Source organism: Curvibacter lanceolatus ATCC 14669 (assembly GCF_000381265.1).
Lineage (GTDB): Bacteria > Pseudomonadota > Gammaproteobacteria > Burkholderiales > Burkholderiaceae_C > Curvibacter > Curvibacter lanceolatus.
The window spans coordinates 1-22786 of the sequence record NZ_KB906276.1 but is presented as its reverse complement, the minus strand read 5'-3'; the positions used below and the strand labels follow the sequence as shown (position 1 = coordinate 22786).

The 22786-nt window shown below is 66.8% G+C and carries 17 protein-coding genes; 7 read left to right on the top strand and 10 right to left on the bottom strand.

Features of this window, described 5'->3' with window-relative positions; all coding sequences use genetic code 11:
• Positions 1–36 precede the first annotated feature (36 nt).
• The 6 genes from F624_RS0126570 (at position 37) to F624_RS0126545 (ending at position 10500) form a co-directional block, all read left to right on the top strand.
• Positions 37–1158, top strand: coding sequence for an efflux RND transporter periplasmic adaptor subunit (locus F624_RS0126570; protein ID WP_019577428.1), 1122 nt, complete (start codon positions 37–39; stop codon positions 1156–1158).
• Positions 1151–4261, top strand: a complete 3111-nt coding sequence (locus tag F624_RS0126565; RefSeq protein ID WP_019577427.1) for an efflux RND transporter permease subunit — start codon at positions 1151–1153, stop codon at positions 4259–4261. Before F624_RS0126570 ends, F624_RS0126565 begins: the two co-directional genes overlap by 8 nt.
• Complete coding sequence (locus F624_RS0126560) at positions 4258–5811, top strand: efflux transporter outer membrane subunit (protein ID WP_019577426.1); 1554 nt, start codon at positions 4258–4260, stop codon at positions 5809–5811. Before F624_RS0126565 ends, F624_RS0126560 begins: the two co-directional genes overlap by 4 nt.
• 23 nt (positions 5812–5834) lie before the next feature.
• Complete coding sequence (gene mgtA / locus F624_RS0126555) at positions 5835–8744, top strand: magnesium-translocating P-type ATPase (RefSeq protein ID WP_019577425.1); 2910 nt, start codon at positions 5835–5837, stop codon at positions 8742–8744.
• Positions 8745–8815: 71 nt separating this feature from the next.
• A complete protein-coding gene (locus F624_RS0126550) occupies positions 8816–9874 on the top strand; it encodes a sensor histidine kinase (RefSeq protein WP_019577424.1) in 1059 nt (352 codons plus the stop codon).
• A complete protein-coding gene (locus F624_RS0126545; RefSeq protein WP_019577423.1) occupies positions 9871–10500 on the top strand; it encodes a response regulator transcription factor in 630 nt (209 codons plus the stop codon). The genes F624_RS0126550 and F624_RS0126545 overlap by 4 nt, the downstream gene beginning before the upstream one ends.
• A gap of 133 nt (positions 10501–10633) precedes the next feature.
• On the opposite strand, the gene F624_RS0126540 is transcribed toward F624_RS0126545, so the two are convergent.
• From F624_RS0126540 to F624_RS0126510, 7 genes are all read right to left on the bottom strand, one after another.
• Entirely contained in the window at positions 10634–11710 is a 1077-nt protein-coding gene (locus F624_RS0126540) for a porin (protein WP_019577422.1), read from the bottom strand.
• Between the two features lie 274 nt (positions 11711–11984).
• Complete coding sequence (locus tag F624_RS0126535) at positions 11985–12998, bottom strand: tripartite tricarboxylate transporter substrate binding protein (protein WP_157443653.1); 1014 nt, start codon at positions 12996–12998, stop codon at positions 11985–11987.
• 207 nt (positions 12999–13205) lie between these two features.
• Positions 13206–14534 (bottom strand): MmgE/PrpD family protein, encoded by a 1329-nt coding sequence (locus F624_RS0126530; RefSeq protein ID WP_019577420.1) that lies wholly within the window; start codon positions 14532–14534, stop codon positions 13206–13208.
• Between the two features lies 1 nt (position 14535).
• Positions 14536–15450, bottom strand: coding sequence for an alpha/beta fold hydrolase (locus F624_RS0126525; RefSeq protein ID WP_245573745.1), 915 nt, complete (start codon positions 15448–15450; stop codon positions 14536–14538).
• A 49-nt stretch (positions 15451–15499) separates the two neighbouring features.
• On the bottom strand, positions 15500–17587 hold the full coding sequence (locus F624_RS0126520; protein WP_019577418.1) for an acetate--CoA ligase family protein: 2088 nt from the start codon (positions 17585–17587) through the stop codon (positions 15500–15502).
• Positions 17588–17590: 3 nt separating this feature from the next.
• Positions 17591–18382 carry an enoyl-CoA hydratase/isomerase family protein gene (locus F624_RS0126515; protein WP_019577417.1) on the bottom strand — a complete coding sequence of 264 codons (792 nt, stop codon included), beginning with the start codon at positions 18380–18382 and terminating at the stop codon, positions 17591–17593.
• 24 nt (positions 18383–18406) lie between these two features.
• On the bottom strand, positions 18407–19405 hold the full coding sequence (locus tag F624_RS0126510) for a Bug family tripartite tricarboxylate transporter substrate binding protein (RefSeq protein WP_019577416.1): 999 nt from the start codon (positions 19403–19405) through the stop codon (positions 18407–18409).
• A 142-nt stretch (positions 19406–19547) separates the two neighbouring features.
• Here F624_RS0126510 and F624_RS0126505 point away from each other — a divergent pair, with 142 nt between their 5' ends.
• The gene (locus tag F624_RS0126505) at positions 19548–20357 is read left to right on the top strand and encodes an IclR family transcriptional regulator (RefSeq protein ID WP_019577415.1); all 810 of its coding nucleotides are present in this window, start codon (positions 19548–19550) and stop codon (positions 20355–20357) included.
• An 84-nt stretch (positions 20358–20441) separates the two neighbouring features.
• Here the strand turns inward: F624_RS0126505 and pcaF are convergent, their stop codons facing one another.
• The 3 genes from pcaF to F624_RS0126490 form a co-directional block, all read right to left on the bottom strand.
• Complete coding sequence (gene pcaF / locus F624_RS0126500; protein ID WP_019577414.1) at positions 20442–21644, bottom strand: 3-oxoadipyl-CoA thiolase; 1203 nt, start codon at positions 21642–21644, stop codon at positions 20442–20444.
• Positions 21645–21671: 27 nt separating this feature from the next.
• Positions 21672–22316, bottom strand: a complete 645-nt coding sequence (locus F624_RS0126495; protein ID WP_019577413.1) for a 3-oxoacid CoA-transferase subunit B — start codon at positions 22314–22316, stop codon at positions 21672–21674.
• 17 nt (positions 22317–22333) lie between these two features.
• The coding region (locus F624_RS0126490) for a 3-oxoacid CoA-transferase subunit A (protein WP_019577412.1) at positions 22334–22786 on the bottom strand (453 nt) is incomplete at its 5' end.

The following is a 22786-nucleotide window of genomic DNA, read 5'->3' as shown; positions in this document are numbered from 1 at the left end:
CGCACCCCTCACCTGTGTTCTCCACGGAATCTCGCCATGAAGATTGTTCTAGCCGTCATCACCACCTTTTGCATCGCATCGCTGTCGGCCTGCGATGCATCGCAAGACCCCGCCCCGCCGGCACGGGCGGGGGAGGGGGCCACGCTTCAACGCGAAGGCCGCGTGGTGTTCGTGCCCGAGGCATCACCGCTGCGTCAGAGCCTGCGGCTCGAACGCGTGGAACAACAGCCCTACGCCCAGGTGATCGATGCACCCGCCGTGGTCGAGGCCATGCCCGAAAAGCTGGTGAAGCTGACCCCGCCTCTGGCCGGGCGCATCACCCGGCTGCACCGGCAGCTGGGCGACGCGGTCAGCGCGGGCGAGGCCCTGGTCACCCTCGACTCCCCCGACCTGGGTTCGGCACACAACGACCATGCCAAAGCCCAGGCGGCCTGGGTCCAGGCGCGCCTCGAACTTGAGCGCCAGAAGGCGCTGCTGGACGAGGACATCTCCGCCCGCAAGGACTACGAGCAGGCCCAGCAGGCTCTGGCCGTGGCGCAAAGCGATGTTCGGGCCACGGCCGACCGGCTGGCGCAACTCGGTGCCCCGGCCGGTGCGCCGTCACGGCGTGAATACGTGCTGCGCTCGCCCATTTCGGGCCGGGTGGTCGACATGAACGGCGCGCAAGGCAGCTACTGGAACGACAGCAATGCCTCGATCATGACCATCGCGGACCTGTCCACCGTCTGGCTGTCCGCCAGCGTGCCGGAGAAGGACATTCCCCGCGTGCGGGTGGGGCAGAGCGCGCGCATCGCGTTCAACGCCTACGAAGGCCAGGCCTTCGAGGGCCAGGTGAAGTACGTGGGCGATCTGCTGGACCCGGCCACCCGCACGGCGCGCGTGCGGGTGGCCATCGACAACCGCCAGGGCCGCTTCAAGCCGGGCATGTTTGCCCGCGTGAGCCTGGCCGGTGCCAGCCACCCCGCGCTGCTGGTGCCGGCGACGGCGCTGTTGCAAAGCGGGCTCTACACCCGGGTGTTCGTCGAGCAGTCACCGTTTCGCTATGAATCCCGCATCGTGGCCGTCGGATCGACGGCGGGCGCATGGGTCGAAGTGCTGTCGGGGCTGAAGGCGGGCGAGCGCATCGTGGTTCAGGACGGAGTGCTGCTCAATGATTGAAGATTTCGTCCGCACCTGCTTTCACCGCCGTGGCATTGTCTGGCTGGTGTTTGCGTTCGTTGCGCTGTACGGCGTCTGGAGCTGGAAGCAGCTGCCGGTCGAGGCCTATCCCGACATCGCCGACGTTAGCTCGCAGATCGTCACCCAGGTTCCGGGCCTGGCCGCCGAGGAGGTGGAGCAGCAGATCACCATCCCGCTGGAGCGTGCGCTGCTGGGCACGCCCGGCATGCATGTGCTGCGCTCGCGCAGCCTGTTTGCCCTGTCGCTGATCACCGTCGTCTTCGACGATGGTGTCGAGGGTTACTGGTCGCGTCAGCGCCTGCAGGAGCGCATCAACGATGTGAACCTGCCCTACGGCGCCAAGCCCGGTCTGGACCCTTACACCTCGCCGATCGGCGAGATCTACCGCTACACGCTCGAATCGAAGACACGCAGCCTGCGCGAGCTGTCCGATCTGCAGTTCTGGACCGTGATCCCCCACCTGAAGAAGGTGGCTGGCGTGGTGGACGTGAGCAATTTTGGCGGCCTGACCACCCAGTTCATGCTGGAACTCGACCCGGCCCGACTGCGCCAGTACGACCTCACGCTGCAGCAGGTCAAGGACGCCATCACGGCCAACAACGCCAACGGCGGCGGCAGCGTCATCGACCGCGGCGAACAGAGCTATGTGGTGCGCGGTGTGGGTCTGCTGCGCTCGCTGGCCGACATGGGCAACGTGGTGGTCAAGACCGATCACGGTGTGCCGGTGCTGATCAAGGATCTGGGCGCCCTCGACTACGGCAACGTCGAGCGCCGAGGCATCCTCGGCAAGGATGACCAGGCCGACACGATCTCGGGCGTGGTCTTGCTGCTCAAGGGCCACAACCCCTCGAGTGCGCTGGCGGGCGTGCACCAGGCCGTGGCCGAACTCAATGACAAGCTGCTGCCCAAGGATGTGCGGGTGGTCGCCTACCTCGATCGCACCTCGCTGATTGAGGCCACGCTGCACACCGTGGGCAGCACCCTGACCGAGGGCATGGTGCTGGTCAGCCTGGTGTTGCTGCTGTTTCTGGGCCGCCCGCGGGCTGCCGCCATCGTGGCACTGACGATTCCGCTGTCGCTGCTGATCGCCTTTGTCTTCATGCACCACTTCAACATCCCGGCCAACCTGCTCTCGCTGGGGGCCATCGACTTCGGCATCTTGGTCGATGGCTCGGTGGTGCTGGTCGAGAACATGCTGCGCCGGCGTGAGGAAAGCCAGGAGCGCGCGCTGACGGCGCAGGACGCCATCCAAGCCACCTTGCAGGTTGCCCGGCCGATCGCCTTTGGCATGGCCGTGATCGCCTGTGCCTACCTGCCCCTGTTCGCCTTCCAGCGCATCGAATACAAGCTGTTCTCGCCGATGGCCTATGCCGTCGGTGCTGCCCTGGCCGGTGCCTTGGTGGTGGCGCTGGCCTTGATCCCAGGCCTGGCCTGGCTGGCGCTGCGCAAGCCGGGCCCGGTGTTCCACAACCCGGTGCTCGAGGCCCTGACCGCGCGCTACGCCCGCTTTCTGACGCTGGCGCTTGGCAAGACAAGGTGGGTGATCGCCGCGTGCGTGACCGCCACCCTGGTGCTGGGGGGGCTGTTGGCGACGCTGGGCCGCGACTTTTTGCCCTACCTGGACGAGGGCTCGTTGTGGCTTCAGGTGCAGATGCCGCCCGGCATCACCCTCGACAAGGCCTCGGCCATGGCCGGCGAGTTGCGCCGGGCCACCCTGGCGTTTCCCGAGGTGGCCTACGTGGTGACCCAGACCGGGCGCAATGACGACGGCACCGACTACTGGACACCCTCGCACATCGAGGCCAGCGTGGGCCTGCACCCCTACAAAAGCTGGGCATCGGGCCTCAGCAAGCAGGCGCTGATCGCGCAGCTGGCCGAGCGCTATGCGCAGATGCCGGGCTACACGGTGGCCTTCATGCAGCCGATGATCGACGGCGTACAGGACAAGCTCTCAGGCGCCCACGGCGACCTGACCGTCAAGGTCTTCGGCGACGATCTGGGCGAGGTACGCGGCGTTGCCAACCAGGTGGCCCAGGTGCTGCGCCGGGTGCCCGGGGCCGCCGACATTGCGGTGGACGTCGAGCCCCCGCTGCCCAACCTGAAGATCGAACTCGACCGCGCGGCGGCGGCCCGGCGCGGCGTCAACGCCGCCGATGTGGCCGACCTGATCGCCACCGGCATCGGGGGGGCACCGATCGGCCAGCTATACCTCGGTGAAAAGAGCTACGACATGACGGCCCGCTTTCCAGAGCGCCTGCGCGCCAGCCCCGAGGCCATCGGCAACCTGCCCCTGGCCGCCCCCGGCGGCGAGCGGGTTCCGCTGTCGGACGTGGCGCGCATCGGCACCACCTCGGGCGAGAGCGTGATCGTGCGCGAGATGGGCCGCCGCAACATCATCGTGCGCCTGAACGTGCGTGGGCGTGACCTGTCGCACTTTCTGGCCGAGGCCCAGGACGCCATCCGGCATGAGGTCCGCCTGGACCCCCGTCGCATCCAGATCCAGTGGGGTGGCCAGTTCGAGAACCTGGAGCGGGCCGAAGCCCGCCTGGCCATGATCGCGCCGATGACGCTGGGCATCATGTTCCTGCTGCTGTTTGGCGCCTTCCGCAACCTGCGGCAACCGCTGCTGGTGCTGGCCACGGTGCCCTTGGCGATGCTGGGCGGCCTGGCGGCCCTGCACCTGCGCGGCATGACGCTCAACGTCTCCAGCGCGGTCGGCTTCATTGCCTTGTTCGGTGTGGCCGTGCTCAATGGCGTGCTGATGATTGCGCAGATCAATGGCCTGCGCACCGAGGAGGGCAGGCCGCTGCTCGACGCCGTGCGTGAGGGGGCCCGCAGCCGCATGCGCCCGGTGTTGATGACGGCCACGGTGGCCGCCATCGGCCTCACGCCCGCCATGCTGGCCACCGGCCTGGGCAGCGATGTGCAACGGCCGCTGGCTACCGTGGTGGTCGGCGGGCTGCTGAGCGCCACTGTCCTGACGCTGGCCCTGCTGCCGGCGCTCTACCACCTGATCGAAGACCGCATCGCGCGCCGCCAGGCCGGCGCGCCCGCCCCCGTGGACCCAGGAGCCGCCCCATGAATGGCCTGAAACCCTGTCTGGCGCTCTGCGCCCTGCTGGCCACCGGCGGCTGCACCGTCGGCCCGGATTTCCAGCGCCCGGCCGACCCGGCCACCACCACCTACGGTGCGCAGCCGCTGCCCGCCCAGACCGAGTCGGCCCCCGGGCCTGCCGGCCTGGCCCAGCGATTCGCGCCGGGGCAGCAGGTGCCCTCGCAATGGTGGAAGGCCTTTGGCTCGCCGGCGCTCGATGAGCTGGTGGCCGCGGCCCTGCAGGCCAACCCCGACCTGCAGGCCGCGCAGGCGGCACTGCGTGCGGCACACGAGTCGGTGGCCGCACAGCGCGGGGCCTATTGGCCCAGCGCCGACATCGGCCTGAACTCGACGCGCCAGCGGGTGTCCAGCACGCTCTCCGGCCCGCTGGCGGATTCGGACACCACGCTCTACACCTTGCGCACCGCGCAACTGAGCGTCGGCTACGTGCCCGATGTGTTTGGCGCCAACCGACGCCAGGTCGAAGCCCTGACGGCAGCGGCGGACGTGCGCACCTTCGAGCGTGAGGCCGTCTACCAGACCCTGGTGGCCAGCGTCGTGGGCGCGGCGTTCGAGCAGGCCTCGCTGCGCGCCCAACTGGCCGCCACGCACCAGCTCATCGGGCTGGCGGACCGCTTGCTCGACATCGCCCGCCGCCAACACCGTGCGGGCCAGGCTAGTGGCGCCGACATCGCTGCGCAGGAGGCCGCTCTGGCGCAGGCACAAGCCGCGCTGCCCTCCCTGGAAAGGCAGTTGTCAGAGCAAACCAACCGCCTTGCGGTCCTGCTCGGGCGCCTGCCCAGTGAGATGCAACAGACGCCACTCGATCTGGCCAGCCTGACCTTGCCGCGGGAGCTGCCACTCAGCTTGCCCTCCCGCCTGGTCGAGCAAAGGCCCGACGTGCGCGCCGCCCTGGCCCAGTGGCAGGCCGCCAGCGCTCAGGTGGGGGTGGCGGTGGCCGCGCGGCTGCCCAGCATCACGCTGAGCGCCTCGCTGGGCAGCTCTGCGCTCGACATGTCGCAGCTCTTGCGCAGCGGCGGCTTCTGGTCGGTCGGCGCCAACCTGGCGCAGCCGGTCTTTCGAGGCGGTGCACTGCTGCACCAGCAGCGCGCGGCAGAGGCCGCCTACGCACAGGCCGAGGCCCAGTACCGCAGCACCGTGCTGACGGCGTTCCAGAACACGGCCGACACCTTGCAAGCCATTGTCAGCGGCGCGCAGGCCCTGCGCGCCGCCAGCGCGGCCGAAGCCGCGGCACAGAAAAGCCTGGCCATGGCCCGCCGCCAACGGGCGCTGGGCGCCGCCACCCAGGCGGACCTGATCCTGGCCGAGCAGGCCTGCCAGCAGGCCAGCCTGGCCCGGGTGCAGGCCCAGGCCGGCCGCTACACGAACACCGTGGCGCTTTACCAGGCGCTGGGGGGCTGGTGGTCGGCCTCTGTTCCACCGGCACGCCCACCTGCATTCCCACCCGCACTCCCGACCGCGCTCCCGTCCGCCGCCTCGCTGCCCGCCGGGCCCGCACTGGTCACCTCTCTTGAATGACAGCCCCCAACCGGAGCGATCCGATGAAATTCCTTCAAAGCGTGTTGAAACGGCTCACCCGCCAAAGCCCCGCCGCACCTGGCCCACAGGCCCCACATGCCCCTGAGGCCCCGCTCTGGGGCCGCTCCGGCAGCCTCTTGAGCTGGGCGGCGCTGCCCAGCCGGCATTTCAGGCGCCCGGCCATCCTGGACGTGCTGCACAGCACGGGCAGCGGCGATGGCGGTCCGCGCGGGTTCAACGATCACAGGGGCCGCGGCAAGGCCGTGCCTGCCCATGTCTCGCGCGAGCTGCGGCGCATCGCCTCCGACGATGTCAGCGCGGCCATTGTCCGCATGGACTCCCATGAGGACGGGCTGACCCAGGCCGAAGCCCAGGCCCGTCGCGAGCGCTGCGGGCCGAACGAGCTGGAGCACGACAAGCCCATGCCGGCCTGGCGGCACCTGTGGTCTTGCTACAGCAACCCGTTCAACCTCCTGCTCACGCTGCTGGCGGCCATCTCGTTCCTGACGGACGACATGAAGTCCACCTGCGTGGTCGGCGTCATGGTGGTGCTCAGCACGCTGATCCGGTTTGTGCAGGAGGGGCGCTCGAACCGGGCGGCCGAGCGGCTCAAGGCCATGGTGAGCAACACCGCCACCGTGGTCCGGCGCCCATCGGTGGATGAAGAGCTGGTCGCGATCAGCCGGCGCTACTTCGGGCTCAACCTCCATGGGCAGCGCCCCGCCCGGCAGATCGAAGTGCCGATCCGTGACCTGGTCCCGGGCGAGCATGTGCTGCTGTCGGCCGGCGACATGGTGCCCGCTGACTGTCGGCTGATCGCCGCCAAGGACCTGTTCGTCTCCCAGGCGGCGATGACGGGCGAGTCGCTGCCGGTGGAGAAATTTGCCGGCACCTGCCATCCCTTCCATTCGATGTTCGATGCGCCCAACCTCGTCTTCATGGGCACCAGCGTGATCTCGGGCTCGGCCACGGCGCTGGTGATGAGCACGGGGCCCCGAACCTACCTCGGTGCCTTGTCCGACCGGCTCACCACCACGGATCGCAGCCCGACTGCCTTCCAGGCCGGCGTCAACAGCGTGAGCTGGCTGCTGATCCGCTTCGCCCTCGTGATGGTGCCCATCGTCTTGTTGATCAATGGCTTCACCAAGGGCGACTGGATGGAGGCCTTTCTGTTCGCGCTGTCGGTGGCGGTCGGCCTCACGCCCGAGATGTTGCCGATGATCGTGACCTCCACCCTGGCCAAGGGCGCGGTGAGCCTGTCGCGCCAGAAGGTCATCGTCAAACGCCTGGATGCGATCCAGAACTTCGGGGCCATGGATGTGCTGTGCACCGACAAGACCGGCACCCTCACGCAGGACAAGATCGCCCTGGAGCGCCACACCGACGCTCTGGGCACCCCCTCCGACAGCGTGCTGCGCCATGCCTACCTGAACAGCTGCCACCAGACCGGCCTGAAGAACCTGCTGGACCGCGCGGTGATGGACCATGTCGAGTTGCATGAGCAACTCCGCGTGGCGCAGGACTACCGCAAGGTGGATGAAATCCCCTTCGACTTCGAGCGCCGCCGCATGTCCGTGGTGCTGGCCGAACGCGACGACCACCATGAGCTGATCTGCAAAGGCGCGGTCGAGGAGGTGCTGTCGGTGTGCAGCACCCTGCAGGTCGAGGACGCAGGCCGCAGCCGGCGCGTGCCTTTGGACCGGGCCCTGTTGAATCGGGTGCGCGCTGTGGCGCGCGAGATGAACGGACAAGGCTTGCGTGTCGTCGCCGTGGCGATGAAGGAGCTGCCAACGCAGCCCTCGGCTGATTCGCTGGCCTACACGGTGGCCGACGAGGCGGAGCTGACCCTCGTCGGCTACATCGCCTTCCTCGACCCACCCAAGGATTCGGCCCCGCCCGCCCTGCGGGCGCTGGCCGGGCATGGCGTGCAGGTCAAGGTGCTGACCGGCGACAGCGAGCTGGTCGCGGCCCAGGTCTGCCGGCAGGTCGGGCTGGCGAGCGGTGACTTCCTGCTGGGCACGGACGTCGAAAGAATGAGCGATGAGGCGCTGGCGCGGGCGGCCGAATCGCACCAGCTCTTCGCCCGCCTGACACCCCGCGACAAGGAGCGCATCGTGCGTGCACTGCGCGGCAACGGGCACGTGGTCGGCTTCCTGGGCGATGGCATCAACGATGCACCGGCACTGCGCGCGGCAGACATCGGCATCTCCGTCGATTCGGCGGTGGACATCGCCAAGGAGGCGGCTGACATCATCCTGCTCGAGAAAAGCCTGATGGTGTTGGAGCAAGGTGTCATCGAAGGGCGCAAGACCTTCCGCAACATGCTCAAGTACATCCGCATGACGGCCAGCTCCAATTTCGGCAATGTGCTGTCCGTGCTGGTCGCCAGCGCCTTTCTGCCCTTCCTGCCCATGTTGCCTCTGCAGCTGCTGGTGCAGAACCTGCTGTACGACATCTCGCAGATCGCCATCCCCTTCGACAACGTCGACCCAGAGCAGTTGGCCCGACCGCTGAGCTGGGACCCGGCCGACATCGGTCGCTTCATGCTCTTCTTCGGCCCCCTCAGCTCGGTGTTCGACATCGCCACCTTCGTGCTCATGTGGCATGTGTTCGGCGCCAGCACGGTGGCCGATCAATCGCTGTTCCAGTCGGGCTGGCTGGTCGAGGGCCTGCTCACGCAGACGCTGATCGTGCACCTGATCCGCTCGCCCAAGCGTCCCTTCATTGAAAGCCGGGCCTCGTGGCCGCTGATGGTGATGACGCTGCTCATCATGGCCATCGGGGTGGCCTTGCCGATGAGCCCCCAGGCCACCTACTTCAGGCTGCAGGCCCTGCCCCTGAGTTACTTCGCCTGGCTGGCCGCCATCCTGCTGGGCTATGTGGGCCTCACCACGGCGATGAAGAAGTTCTACATCAGGAGATTCGGCTGGTGATCGCCGCTGTCGGCCCTTGGCGGTAGAGTCTCGGGTAACGACAGTGCCCCCGTGCCACGCCCATGAACCCCATGCAAGCCTCCCCAAGAACCCTGTTCATCCTGAAGATGACCTTGATGGTCATCGTGATGGCGCTGCTCTTCGTGCTGGACACGGTGACGAGCTACGAAGTGGCGGCGGCGGTGTTCTATGCCGTGGTCATCCTGACGGCGGCCCGCATGTTGGGCCGGCGCGCATTGATCGGGCTGGCCGCCGTCAGCATCGCGATGACGGGCCTGAGCCTGGCCTTCACGCCGCATGGCAATCTGCAGTCGGGGCTGATCAACATGGGTATCAGCATGGCCGCGATCATCACCACCACCTACCTCATCCTGAAGATGGAGGCGGCCAGGGCGGCGGCCCAGGCCGCCCAGGCCCAGCTGCTGCGCCTGGCGCGCATCCAGAGCCTGGAGGGGTTGACCACCTCCATCGCGCACGAGGTCAACCAGCCGTTGGCGGCCATCGTCACCAGCGGCCATGCCTGCCAGCGTTGGCTGGCGCAAGACCCGCCCAACCTGGACAAGGCCCGCCTGGCGCTCGACAGAATCCTCAGTGATGCGGGCCGCGCCAGCCAGATCATTGCCCGGGTGCACAGCCTCGCACGGGGCCAGCCGCCGCAGCGCGGCGAGTTCCCGTTCAACGAGGCCATCCTGGAGGTACTGGCGCTGTCCGGCGCTGAAATGGCGCGCCAGGGCATCGAGCTGAGCACCGAACTCGCCCCAGGCTTGCCCACCGCCTTCGCCGACCGCGTGCAGATACAGCAGGTGACTGGCAACCTGGTCCTCAATGCCATCGAGGCCATGGCCGGCGTGGCCGAGCCCGGACGGCGCCTGCACATCAGCACGGAGCTGCGGGCGCACGAGATCGTGCTCTCTGTGCAGGACTCCGGCCCGGGCGTGGCCGCAGGGGTGCAAGAGCATCTGTTCGACGCCTTCTGGACCACCAAGAAGGACGGCATTGGCGTGGGGCTGAGCATCAGCCGGACCATCATCGAAGCCAATGGCGGACGCATCTGGTCCGAACCCGGCCTGGGCCGCGGTGCGGTCTTCCGGTTCAGCATCCCGCCCACCTCGCAGGAGCAGCGCCCATGACCCTCCACACTCCTGAAGGCAAGGACAGCCCCATCGTCTATGTGGTTGACGATGATGTCTCGGTCCGCGCCGCACTCGAAGACCTGCTGGCCTCGGTGGGCCTGCAGGTGCTGTCTTTCGGTTCAACCCAGGAGTTCATCGCTCATGAGCGCGCCGATGCGCCCGCCTGCCTGGTGCTGGACGTGCGCATGCCCGGCCAGAGCGGCATGGACTTTCACCGTCGCATGAGCGATCTGGGTATCAGCCTGCCGACCATCTTCATCACCGGCCACGGCGACATCGCCATGGGGGTCGAGGCCATGAAGAATGGCGCGCTCGAGTTCCTGACCAAGCCCTTCCGCGACCAGAGCCTGCTGGACGCGATCCACAAAGGCATCGAGAAAGACCGGCAACGGCGGCGGGCCGAAGCTGCTGCGGCCGTCCTGCAGCAGCGCTGGGCCTCACTCACCGCGGGCGAGCAGGAGGTCATCCGCCTGGTGGTGCAGGGCTTGCTGAACAAGCAGATCGCCGCCCGGCTTGATCTCAGCGAAATCACGGTCAAGGTCCGCCGCGGCAACGCCATGCGCAAGATGCAGACGGCCTCGCTGGCCGAACTGGTGCGGGTGGCGGAGAAGCTGGGCATGTAGGGCTGGGCCGGCTTGGCGCTGGCCTGGCACCCCAGCGCCTGACGGACCAGCTGAGGCAGGCGCCGGGGCATGGCACCGGGTGCCTGCCTTCGGCCTTGGGGTGGACCTCAGGCCACCCCGGCAAGAGCCCGACTCAGAAAGTGTGCTTGATACCCGCAGACAGGCCGGTGCTGCTGCTCTTGAGGCCAGCGCCCTGGTAGGCGTTCTTCCACTGCGTGCTGTCGGCTTCCAGGTAGACCAGGGACCGGGTCGACAATTTGTATTCGAGGAACGCGATGGTGCGGTTGTAGCCGTCGTCGGCATTCGCTGTGCGCGAGCGGTTCACCCGGTAATGGCTGACCAGCAGGTCCAGTTGCGGCGTGAGTGGCCAGGTGCCGCCCAGGCCCAGAATCTTGTTGGTCGTCTTCGCCGTGGTCGACGTGTCAGCCGTGTGGCCGCTGTAGGTGATGTTCAGCTTGCCGGCAGCCACCGGCACGGCAATCCCGCTGACAAAGCCATTGAGCGTCAGGTTGGTGGCCGTCTTGAACTGGTGGTAAGCCACGGTGGCCTGAAGCACGTTGCTCCTGTAGTCCAGGCTGGCCCCATTGGAAGACAGCTTGCTGTTGCTGTCGGCCTGGTTGCCGAATGCGTGCATCACGCGGGCCGTGGTGTTGCCAAAGCTGTAGGCATATTTCGCCGAGTTGTCGAGGCGATAGGTGCCCGTGCTGGAGCCCGAGGCCCCGTACTCGGCGCCCAACTGATGCGAGCTCAAGGCCGACAACGCCACGTTGGGGTTCAAACCCGCAAAGCGGGTGGCCAATGGATCGACTGGGAAGATGGCATCGGACAGCAAAGTGTTTTGTCGACCGACAGTCAGTGTTCCCAGGTCACCCTTCAGGCCCGTAAACGAGCCCCGGTCAAAGAACTTGCTGGTGTTGGAGGTGGTGCCGTTGTTGATGTTCAGGCCCGATTCCAGAAAGAACAGGGCGGACAGCCCTCCACCCAGGTCTTCGGTGCCGCGAAAGCCCAGACGGCTGGTGGTGTTGATGCCGCTGTTGAGCATGTTGGCATTGCCAGCTGAGCGAACATTGGATGGATCCAGGCCGGAAGCCGTCCGAACACCTGCATCCATGATCCCGTAGAGGGTCACCGAGCTCTGTGCGTGAATGTGCGGGGCGGTCACCAGGCATGCCAGCAGCGAAGCTGTTTTGAGGCTGTTTGGGCTTTTCATCTGTTTATCTCCTTGGATCCATCGATCTCGGTTTTGGGTGGGTTCGGTCACGGCGTGTTGGTGCTGTGCGCTGCACCGAACCCGGCGCAGGCACAGGGTGCAGAGCCGGGGGTGCAAGCCCTTTGCAGTGGCTGCTCGGGGCTTGGGTAGCTTAGGTGCTGGTCTGTTCCAGTACCATGCCGTATTTCCATTCAGTGGAAATTTTTGGGGGGGATGGAAAACGGATTCAAGGCCTCCGCTGCCCGGGGCTGAACGGCCTTTGCATGGGCGCGATTCAATCCAACGTGACCTTGCCTTCGACAACCACTTTCCGCCATCGGGCGATGTCCGCTTCCAGAAAGCGCTGGGTTTGCGCCGGTGGTGCCATCGCAAGCCGAAGCCCTTCCTTGGCCAGCTTGGCCCCGTAGGCTGGTGTTTGAGCGGCCTTCTGCAAGGCTTCGTACACGCGGTTGAGGGTGGCCTCCGGGGTGGCGGCTGGGGCCAGCAGGGCGTACCACACCTCGGCTTCGTAACCCGGCAGGGTCTCCGCGACCGTGGGGACCGATTGGTAGAGGGGTGTGGTGCTGCGTTGCGCCGAGGTCACCGCCAAGGCCCGCATCTTGCCCGCCTCGACAAATTTGGCGACCCCTCCGGCAGTGCCGAACAACAGGTCGACCTGGCCGCCCATGAGGTCGGTGTACGCCGGGCCTGCGCCTCGGTAGGGCACGTGGGTGATGTCCACGCCGGCCATGCTCTTGAACAACTCTGCAGCCAGGTGGACGGCCGAGCCGTTGCCGGAAGACGCGTAGCTCAACTTTCCAGGGGAAGACCGGGCGGCCGATATGACATCGGCCAGGGTCTTGAAGGGGCTCTTCGCGTGTGTGACCACGACATTGGGGCCGCGGCAGATCAGGCTGATGCCTTTCAAATCGCGCTCGGTGCTGTACGGCAACCTGGGCACCAGGGAGGCATTGATCACCACGGCCAAGGTGGTCATCAGCAAGGTGTGGCCATCCGCGGCCGCCTTGGCGACCAGGTCTGTGCCAATGACCGTGCCGCCGCCCGGCTTGTTCTCCATGAAGACGGGCTGTCCCAAGGCTTGCTGCATGCCCTCCAGCAAGGCACGCCCGATGACGTCGGTGCCACCGCCCGGCGCAAACGGCACCACGATGCGCACAGCCCATGTCGGATAGGGCTCTACGGCCCGGGCGGGTGGGCTGTGCACCGCAGCCCAAGCCAGGGGGCTTGCGCCGCCCAGGCCCGAGCCCAGGCGGATCAGCACTTGCCGCCGGGCGTTGTCGGCCGGCATTCTCTGCGCAGGCCGCGATGCATCGGTTGCCGCCATCGCTGGATTTGAAGACGTGTTCATGAGGTGCTTTGAGGGGGCTGCAAGCAAGCGATCCGGCGTGGCGAGGCGGATTGCGTCGCGGGCTGTTGCAAGGCGATGGGGAGGCGGCCGCTCAGATCGCCTGAAAGCCAGGCTTCGGGCGCATGAGCTGGCCAGGTGGCATGGGGTTCAGCGTGGCAGCTCGGCCAACTCTTCCAGGTGCCAAAGTTGCGTCAGCAGGGCCTGTGCGCCGGCCTGCCCGATGACGGGGCTGGCCAGTTCCAGGTACTTGTCGTTGAGTTCCTGGTCGCTCAAGGGCAGTTCAGGGTCGCCCTTGCGGTTGGCTTGCAGGTGTTCAAGGCGTGTGCCGTCCCGCATGACCAGCGTGACACGGGCTGCGCGCTGGGCCGGAAAGGCGGCGTCCAGGGCCGGGTCCACGCTGACCGTGGTGCGCTGCATCAGCGCCCGGGTCTCGGGGTGGTCGACCCGATCGGCCTCGTAGGCTGCCAGACGCACACTGCCATGGGTGAGGGCTGTGGCGACGACATAGCTCAGGCTGAACCGGGCCTCGTTGAGCGTGGTGGGCTGCACGTAGCACGCAATGTCCAAGGCCGGTTTGTAGGTGGCCACATGAACTTCGGCGATCTCGTCGGGCCGGCAGGCGTGCTGTTGCCTGAGTTCCTGCGCCGCATCAATGGCCGCGAAGGTGTGCCCACAGCCGATGTGGTTCTTGAAAGTCAGCCGGGTGATGTGGAAGTCCTGGCCCAGCGTGCTGGCCACCTGCGACCAATCCACCCCTTCGCTCATGGCGGCCCCCAGGCCGGCCTCGCCATCGAGCACGTCCAGCGATCCGGTGACGCCCCGGGCCGCCAGCTGTGCTGCCAGCAAGCCGGCCTCGGCGGCGCGTCCGGCGTGCAGGGGTTTGGACATCGAGTCCATCCTGAACGCCTGCTGCAGCCCGGCTGCAAAGGTGGCCGCGGTTGCCAGCGCATGGGCCATGCCGGCTTCGTCGAGTTGCAGCAGGGTTCCCACCGATGCGGCGGCGCCGAAGGTGCCGATGGTCCCGGTGTTGTGCCAGTGGGTGTAGTGGGGGCGGCCCATGGCAACGCCGATCCGTGTCGAGACCTCGTAGCCCGTGACCACCGCGCGCAGAAACTGCAGGCCCGTGGCGTGGCGCTCATGCGCTGCCGCCAACGCGCCGGCAATGGTGGCCGCACCGGGGTGGTACATCGCTTCGCGGAAGCTGTCGTCCACCTCGGCGGCATGGGCGGCCGTGCCATTCAAAAGGCTTGCAGCTTTGGCGGTGGCGCTGCGGCCGACACCCACCCAGGATGAGCCTCGGTCCAGGTCTTCGCTGAGCACATCGACCAACTGGGGGACGGGCGCCACGCTCAGGCCTGGGTACAGGGAGGCATACCAGTCAATCACAGCCCGCTTGGCGTGGTGCAACACGTGGGCGGGCAGCGGGTGCTGATGCAGTGACACGGCTGCTTGTGCAAGCCGTTGGGTTGCGTACATCTTATTTCTCCTGAAGGGTGGGGGCCTGCAGCCAGTCGTTGAGCAAGCCGTTGCATCGTTCTGCAGCCTCGAACTGAACCCAGTGGCCCACCCCTTTCAGGGTGAGGGCAGTGCAGGCTGAGCGGCGGGTGTTGAGCCGTTCCATGACGGTCAGCGGATCGGCGGTCACATCGTGTTCGCCCCAGACCAGCAGCAACCGGCCGCTGTAGCTGGCGAGCAGATCCGACAAGCCGGCGGCTCGGGACAAGGGCTTGCTGCGCAAGCGTGTGTGGATACAGGCGTCGGTGTGAATCGTCAATGCCAGATCGTCGACCTGCGAGGCTTGATGAACCATGTGCATCAGCAGGTTGTGGCGCATCACGGCGCGAAGGGCCTCGTGGTCCTGGGTCTTGAGCGCCGGCCGCCAGGGCAACAGGTCGCCCTTGGGGCGCCTGGGGCCGCCGTGGCCGGCAGGGCCCAGCAGGGCCAGCCGAGGCACGGCACGCCGCAGGGCCGCCACCTGGGCCGCGACCAGACCACCGAACGAGAACCCGACCAAGGTGATCGGCGTGGACTCGGGGAGCAGTGCGCCCAAAGTCTGCCGGGTCATCTGCGCCACCGCCTCCAGCGAGGGTTGCGCGGGCAGATCGGATTCCCCAAAGCCCGGCAGGTCGGGAACCCACACCGTGTGCCGGGCGCCCAGCGCGATCACATTGCGCGCCCAATGCATCCAGCATCCGTGGCCACCGTGCAGCAACACCGCAGGGGGGCCGCTGCCCCAGCGGCGCCAGATCATGGCGCGGCCATCCAGCTCGACGCGATGGCGTTGCCCGATGGCGGCCAGGGCATCAAGCCATGCCCGGCTGGTGAGTGCGTCGCCTGTCATGGCTTGAAGGGCACGGCAGGCGCCGGGCCGCTGGTGCAAAACAGGCTCCATGGGCTCCAGAGAGGCCAGGGTGGCCTCGCTCGGGCTGTGGCCTCGTGGGTCATGCTGCCAGCACGACCACGCCATCGGCCGCCCTCACCCCCTGGCCTTGGGGCAGGACGAAGAGGGGATTGATCTCGGCCTCCAGCAGGCGATCGCCGAGTTGGGCCGCCATGTTCGAGAAGGCCACAATCGCATCCACCAGGGCTTCGACGTCTGCCTTGGGGCGCCCGCGGTAGCCATCGAGCAGCGGCCAGGTCTTCAGTTCACGGGCCATGCTCAGGGCTTCTGTGCGGCTCAAGCCGCCTTGCGGGGGCAGCAGGCGCAGGCAGGTGTCCTTGAACAGCTCCGCCGTCACCCCCCCCATGCCCAGCAGGATGGCGGTGCCCAGGGCGTCACGGCTGGTCCCCAGAATCAACTCGGTTCCCCCGCTGACCATTTGCTGGACGAGAAAGCGCTCGGGCTTCTTGTGGGTGTGGGCCTGGACCTGCTGGGTCATGGACGCCAGGCGCTCGCCAATCGTGTCGGGGCTCAGGTTGATGGCCACGCCGCCCACGTCGCTCTTGTGGGTGATTTCGGCGGAGAGGATCTTCAGCACCACCCGGCCGCCCAGCTCCAGGGCTGCGCTTTGCGCCTGTGCCGGTGTGCTGACCACTCTTTCCGGTGCGCAGGGGACCTGGAACCGGGCGAACAGGGTCTTGGCTTGCGCTTCATCCAGTGAGCCGCCGGGCAGGTCGTCCACGGGCACCGGCGCTGCGGCCACCTTGTTCGCATCCGACGCCTGCCACGTGGCCCGGTGGAGCAGGGCGGTCAGTGCCGAGGTGCAGCTCTCTGCCGCGGCAAAGGCCGGCACACCGCGCTGGGTGAGCAGGGCCGCCACGTCCGGCGCATGGGGGCTGACGTAGGCCATGATGGGCTTGTCAGACAGGGGCAGGCAGTCCTGGATCGCGCCGGCCATCAGCTCGGGCATGGCCAGGCTGGACGAGCCGACGATGATCACGAGGGCGTCATAGCTCGGGCTGGCCAGCAGTGTCTTGATGGCCCCCCGCAGCAGATCGGGGCGCAGTCCGGCCAGGGTCACATCGATCGGGTTGCGGTCCAGCACCGCATGGTCGCCTGTTTGCAGGTCACGCAGGGCTTGGGCGGTGGCTGCATCGGGGGCCGGTGTCTCGAAGCCCGCCATGCCCAGATCGTCGGATACCAGGGTTCCGGCGCCACCGGTGGAGGTCAGGATGGCCACCCGCCGCCCAGCCAGCCGGCGCCCGGTCTGCAAGGCCGCTGGGATGTCGAGCAGGTCAGCAAAGGTGTCGGCACGGATCACCCCCACTTGTTTGAACAGTGCGTCGTACATGCGATCGGCGCCTGCCATGGCGCCGGTGTGCGACACCGCGGCCTGGGCACCGGCTTCGGAGCGTCCGATCTTGAAGGCCACGATGGGCTTGCCCGCCGCCGCGGCGCGCAAGGCCGCCGCCCGAAACTTGGCCGGGTTGCGCACCGTCTCGATGTACAGGGCGATCACCTTGGTGGCCTCGTCGTCAACCAGGTGGTCGATGAAGTCGGCCAATTCGAGGTCCACCTCGTTGCTGGTCGAGATCAATTTCGACAAGCCGATGCCCCGTGCCGCGGCCCGCGACAGCAGCGAGCCCAGGATGCCCCCGCTTTGTGAAACCACACCGATCGAGCCCACGGGAAACGTGTCCATCTCCAGCGCACCGGTGGCTGACAGCACGATCTTGTCCGTCAGATTCACCAGCCCGATCGTGTTCGGCCCGAGCAGGCGCATGGGGCCTGCGGCCTCCAGCAGTTCTTGCTGGCGCCGTGCGCCCACATCTCCTGTTTCGGTGTAGCCGCTGGCCAGCACAATGGCCGCCGCGGTGCCGCGTGCCGACAACTCGCGCAAGGCCAGATGGGCACGCTCCGCGCCCAGCAGCACGATGGCCACATCGGGTACTTCGGGCAGCGAGGCCACATCGGGGTAGCACTTGAGTTCACCGATGTGGCTGACCTTCGGGTTCACGGGGAAGATGCGGCCGGCATACCCGTGCTTGAGCAGGTAGGACACCGGCCTGCCTGCGGTCTTGCTGGCATCGGCCGAGGCGCCGATGATGGCCACGCTGCGCGGTTGAATGAGTCGTGCGATGGCGCTCATGGGTCATTCCTTCACGGCAGATTTGGCCAGGAAGGCCTCCACCGAGGCCCGGTGCTCGGTGCTGGTGTAGCAGATGCCCTGGGCCTGGCTGCCCTGGGCGAAGACCTGCTGTGCGGTCATCTCGAAACTCTGGTTCAGGATGGTCTTGCCCAGGGCCAGTGCGGTGGCCGACCCCTGGCTCAGTTCGGTTGCCCAGGCCTGGGCCTCTTCCAGCAGACGCTCAGCGCTTGTCTTGCGATCGACGATGCCCAGGGCCAGTGCCTCGTCCACATTCACCTTGCGGCCGGTGAAGATCAATTCCTTGGCCTTGGGCAGCCCGATGCGGCGCGGCAGGAAGTACATGCCACCGCCGTCCGGGATGATGCCGCGGTGGATGTAGGACCAGCTGAAGTTGGCCCACTCGTTGGCGATGATGAAGTCACAGGCCAGCGCCGTATCGGCCCCCAGGCCCGAGGCTGCGCCATTGACGGCTGCAATCGTCGGCTTGGGCATGGTGTGCAGCAGCGCTTGGGTGTGGTGCACGCGCTGCTGGCGCTTCCAGCCATTGAAGCCTACTTCGCCCGCGGGTGCATTCATGCGGCGCTGCATGCCCGCGATGTCGCCACCGGCGCAAAAGCCTTTGCCATTGCCGGTCAGCACCAAGGCGCGGATGGACGGCGTGCTGCTGACGTATTCCAGGGCCTCGATGAATTCGGAGCGCATGTCGTCGCTCATGGCGTTGCGCTTGTCGGGGCGGTTCAGAGCCAGGGTCGCGATGCCGTTGGCTTGCTGCAATTCAAGGTATTGGAAGTTCATGGGTGGGGTCCTCGTGGCGGATGCTCAATCTGCGGTGATGTTGTTGTCTTTCACAACCTTGCGCCAACGGATCTCTTCGCGTTTGGCGTAGGCATCGAAGTCCTGGGGCAGGCCGCCTTTGATGACCAGGCCCTCGTTTTCGAGTTGTTTCTTGAAGGATTCGGCCTGGACCGCCTTGTTGGCGGCGGCATTGAGGCGGGTGATGACGTCCTTGGGCGTGCCTGCCGGGGCAAACAGGCCATACCAGCTGTCAGCCACGTAGCCCGGCACGCCACTCTCGGCAATGGTGGGCACATTGGCCAGGTTGCGGGCCTTGGACCGTGTTTCGGTGGTCACTGCAATGGCGCGCAATTTGCCGCTTTCGACCAGATTCCCGACGGCGGAGGCTGTGGCAAACATCATGTCCACCTGCCCGCCCATCAAATCCGTGAGCGCGGGCCCGGCGCCGCGGTAGGGGATGTGCAGGATGTGGGTGTTGCTGAGGTTCTTGAACAATTCGCCCGCCAGATGCGCCGACGTTCCCGCCCCTTGTGAGGCGAACGACAGCTTGCCTGGGCTGGCTTTGGCCGCATTGATGATGTCCTGTACGGTCTTGAAGGGGCTTTTGGCGTTGACCACCAGAACATTGGGCGACACGCCCACCAGCATCACCGGCGTGAACGCCTTCTCGTACACATAGGGCAGCTTGGACTGGATGCTGGGGTTGACCACGTGGGCCAGGGTGGCCATGACCAGGGTGTAACCGTCGGGGGCGCTCTTGGCCACGGCATCGGTTCCGATGATGGTGGCACCGCCGGGCCGGTTGTCGATGATCACCGATTGACCCAGGTCCTGCCCCATGGGCACGGACATCGAGCGGGCCACCAGGTCTGTGCCGCCGCCGGGTGCGAAGGGCACCACGATGCGGATCGGACGCTCCGGGTAGCCGGCCCAGGCCAGGGAGGGTGCCAGGCAGGCCACGGATGCCGTGAGCGCCAGCGTCAGGCTGCGTCGCCTGGCGTCGCAGAAATGGGGCTTGTTCATGTCTCTTGTCTCCTTTATAGGCCCTGTGCCTGGCGTTCCGGGAGAGGGCGCACAAGCGGGCTGATGGCTTTGAAGCGTAGCTGCATGGGCTTAGAATTGCACCCACCAATTTCCAATGGTTGGAAATAATGAAGGTTCTGCGATGACGACTGACCTGCCCGTGGAGGGCCGCAAGGGCCACCATGAAGACCCTGTTCTCAACCGGTCGCTGGAGCGGGGCATCGAGATCCTGCGTGCCTTTCGCCCCGGTGCGGATCTTCTTGGCAACGGCGAGATCGCCGAACGCACCGGCCTGTCGCGTGCTACCGTGAGCCGGCTGACCCAGACCCTGGTCTCAGGGGGGCTGCTTCAGCATGATCGTTCGCAGCGCGCCTACCGCCTGGCCCCTCTGGTCTTGAGCCTGGCCCATGCCATGCGTTCGGGCTCCATCGCCATGCAGGTGGCCGCCCCGTTGATGCGCAAGACGGCAGAGCACCTTCGGATCAATGTGGGCCTGGCCGTGCCTGATCGCGATGAGATGGTCTACCTGGAGTCCGTCCGGTACAACAAGAAAGTCGCCTTGCGCAGCGTGGTCGCGGGGCAGCGGGTGCCTATCGAATTGACCTCGCTTGGGTTTGCCTACCTGGGTTCGCTGGATAAGGACGCCCGTGAGAGCGTCTTGCAGCGCATTTCAATGCTCCGACCTTCGTCCTGGCAAGAGGCCAGCCAGCAGGTCGATCGGGCATTGACGCATCATGAAAAGCATGGCTTTTGTGTCGCCTCGTGGCAACCCGAGGTGGTGGCGGTGGCGACACCTCTTGCGGTAGAGGGGCACCAGGTGCTGGTGTTGAACATGAGCCTCTCCACCTCCAGTTCCATGCGGGATGTTGCCAAGGAGTTTGGCCCTTGCCTGATGCGTTTGAAGGAAGAGATCGTGGCGGCCTTGGACATGACGGGGCCTGACGGCCAGTGAGAGCCGCTCTGGCTTGTCCCACCCGGTGGTGAACCATCCCCACAAGCCCAAGCCGCCTGGCAAGTGGCGCAACACCGGCCAGCGTTACGGCCTCTCCAGCACCACGGCGATGCCTTGGCCGACCCCGATGCACATTGTGCAAAGCGCATACCGCCCGCCCGTGAAATGCAGGCGGTTGATGGCCGTGGTCACCAGGCGCGCACCCGAGGCCCCCAAGGGGTGGCCCAAGGCAATCGCACCGCCCCAGGCATTGACGCGGGCATCCTCATCGCTGAGGCCAAGCCCGCGCAACACGGCAAGGCCCTGTGCTGCAAAGGCTTCATTGAGCTCGATGACGTCCATCTGCTCCAGCGTCAACCCGGTCTGCATGAGCACTTTCTGCACGGCGGGTGTGGGGCCGTAGCCCATGATGCGCGGGGCGACGCCCGCCGTGGCCATGCCAACCACCCTGGCCCGGGGGGTCAGGCCATGCAGCTTGGCACCCTCTTCGCTGGCCAGCAGCAGGGCGCAGGCCCCGTCATTGACCCCGGAGGCATTGCCAGCCGTCACGGTGCCGTCGGGTCTGACCACCCCCTTGAGTCGGGCCAGTGCTTCCAGGCTGGTCGAGCGAGGGTGTTCATCGTGCTCGACGGTGATGGGGTCGCCCTTCTTCTGAGGGACCTGCACCGGACAGATCTCGCGTGCCAGGTGCCCGGCTTGCTGGGCTGCCACAGCGCGCAATTGGCTGTTCAGGGCCATCTGGTCCTGGGCTTCGCGGCCGATCTTGAAATCGGTGGCCACGTTTTCGGCGGTTTCCGGCATGGAGTCCACGCCGTACAACTGCTTCATGAGCTTGTTCACGAAGCGCCAGCCGATCGTGGTGTCATAGACCGCGTTGGCCCGCGAGAAGGCCGACTCGGCTTTGGGCATCACAAAAGGCGCGCGGCTCATGCTCTCCACGCCGCCCGCGATCATGAGCTGGGCTTCGCCCGACTTGATGGCGCGCGCCGCAGTGCCGACGGCATCCAGGCCCGAGCCGCACAAGCGGTTGATGGTGCTCCCTGGCACCGCCATCGGCAGGCCGGCCAGCAGGCTGGACATGCGCGCCACGTTGCGGTTGTCTTCGCCGGCTTGGTTGGCGCAACCAAAGATGACGTCGTCGACCCGAGACCAATCCACCGTCAGGTTTCGGCTCACCAGTGCGCGCAGCGGGACGGCGCCCAGGTCATCGGCGCGCACGCTGCTGAGGGCGCCGCCGTAGCGACCGAAAGGGGTGCGAATCGCGTCGCAAATATAGGCTTGGTTCATGGTGTACCTTGTTCAGCGGTCGAAGGTTCAGGCCTGGATGGGCAGGCCGATCAGGCGCTCGAGCTCGGCGAGCGCCAGGCCCGGCACCATGTCGATCAGCTTCAGCCCCTGGGGTGTGCAGGCCAGCGTGGCCAGGTCGGTGTAGATGCGCTTCACGCAGGCCACGCCGGTGAGCGGGTAGGTGCAGGCCGGCACGATCTTGCTGGCCCCCTGCTTGGTCAGCAGGTCCATCATCACCCAGGTCTGCTTGGCGCCCACGGCCAGGTCCATGGCCCCGCCCACGGCCGGAATGGTGCCGGCCTCGCCGGTGCTCCAGTTGGCCAGGTCGCCGTTGGCCGACACCTGGAAGGCCCCGAGCACGCAGATGTCCAGGTGGCCGCCGCGCATCATGGCAAAGCTGTCTGCGTGGTGGAAGTAGGCCCCACCCGGCAGCAGGGTCACCGGCTGTTTGCCGGCATTGATCAGGTCGTAGTCCTCCTGGCCGGTGGCGGGTGCCGGGCCCATGCCCAGGATGCCGTTCTCGCTGTGCAGCACGACCTCGATGCCGGCGGGCAGGTGGTTGGCCACCAGGGTGGGCTGGCCGATGCCCAGGTTGACATAGGCACCGTCGAAGATGTCTTGCGCCACGCGGCGGGCGAGCTCGTCTTTGCTGCGTCGTGTGTAGGGGCTCATGGGGGATGTCCTCGGGTTCAATGGGCGGCTTTGAAGCCACCGGCCTGGGTGGCGGTGCGCTCGATCTTCACGATGTGCGAGACGAAGATGCCTGGCGTGACGATGGCCTCGGGGTCCAGCTGGCCCAGCTCGACGATCTCGTGCACGGTGGCCACGGTGCGTTGGGCGGCGGTGGCCATGACGGGGCCGAAGTTGCGCGCGGCCTTTCTGAAGCAGAGGTTGCCCCAGCGGTCCCCGCGTTCGGCCTTGATGAGGGCCACATCGCCATGGATGGGGTACTCCAGCACATAGGGCTTGCCGTGGATCATGCGGGTCTCCTTGGGGCTGCCGTCGGGGTTTAGGGCCAGTTCGGTGCCGAAGCCGGTGGGGGTGAAGAAGGCGCCCACGCCAGCGCCTGCGGCGCGCAAGCGCTCGGCCAGGTTGCCCTGGGGAACCAGTTCGAGTTCGATGCGGCCGCTGCGGTAGAGCTC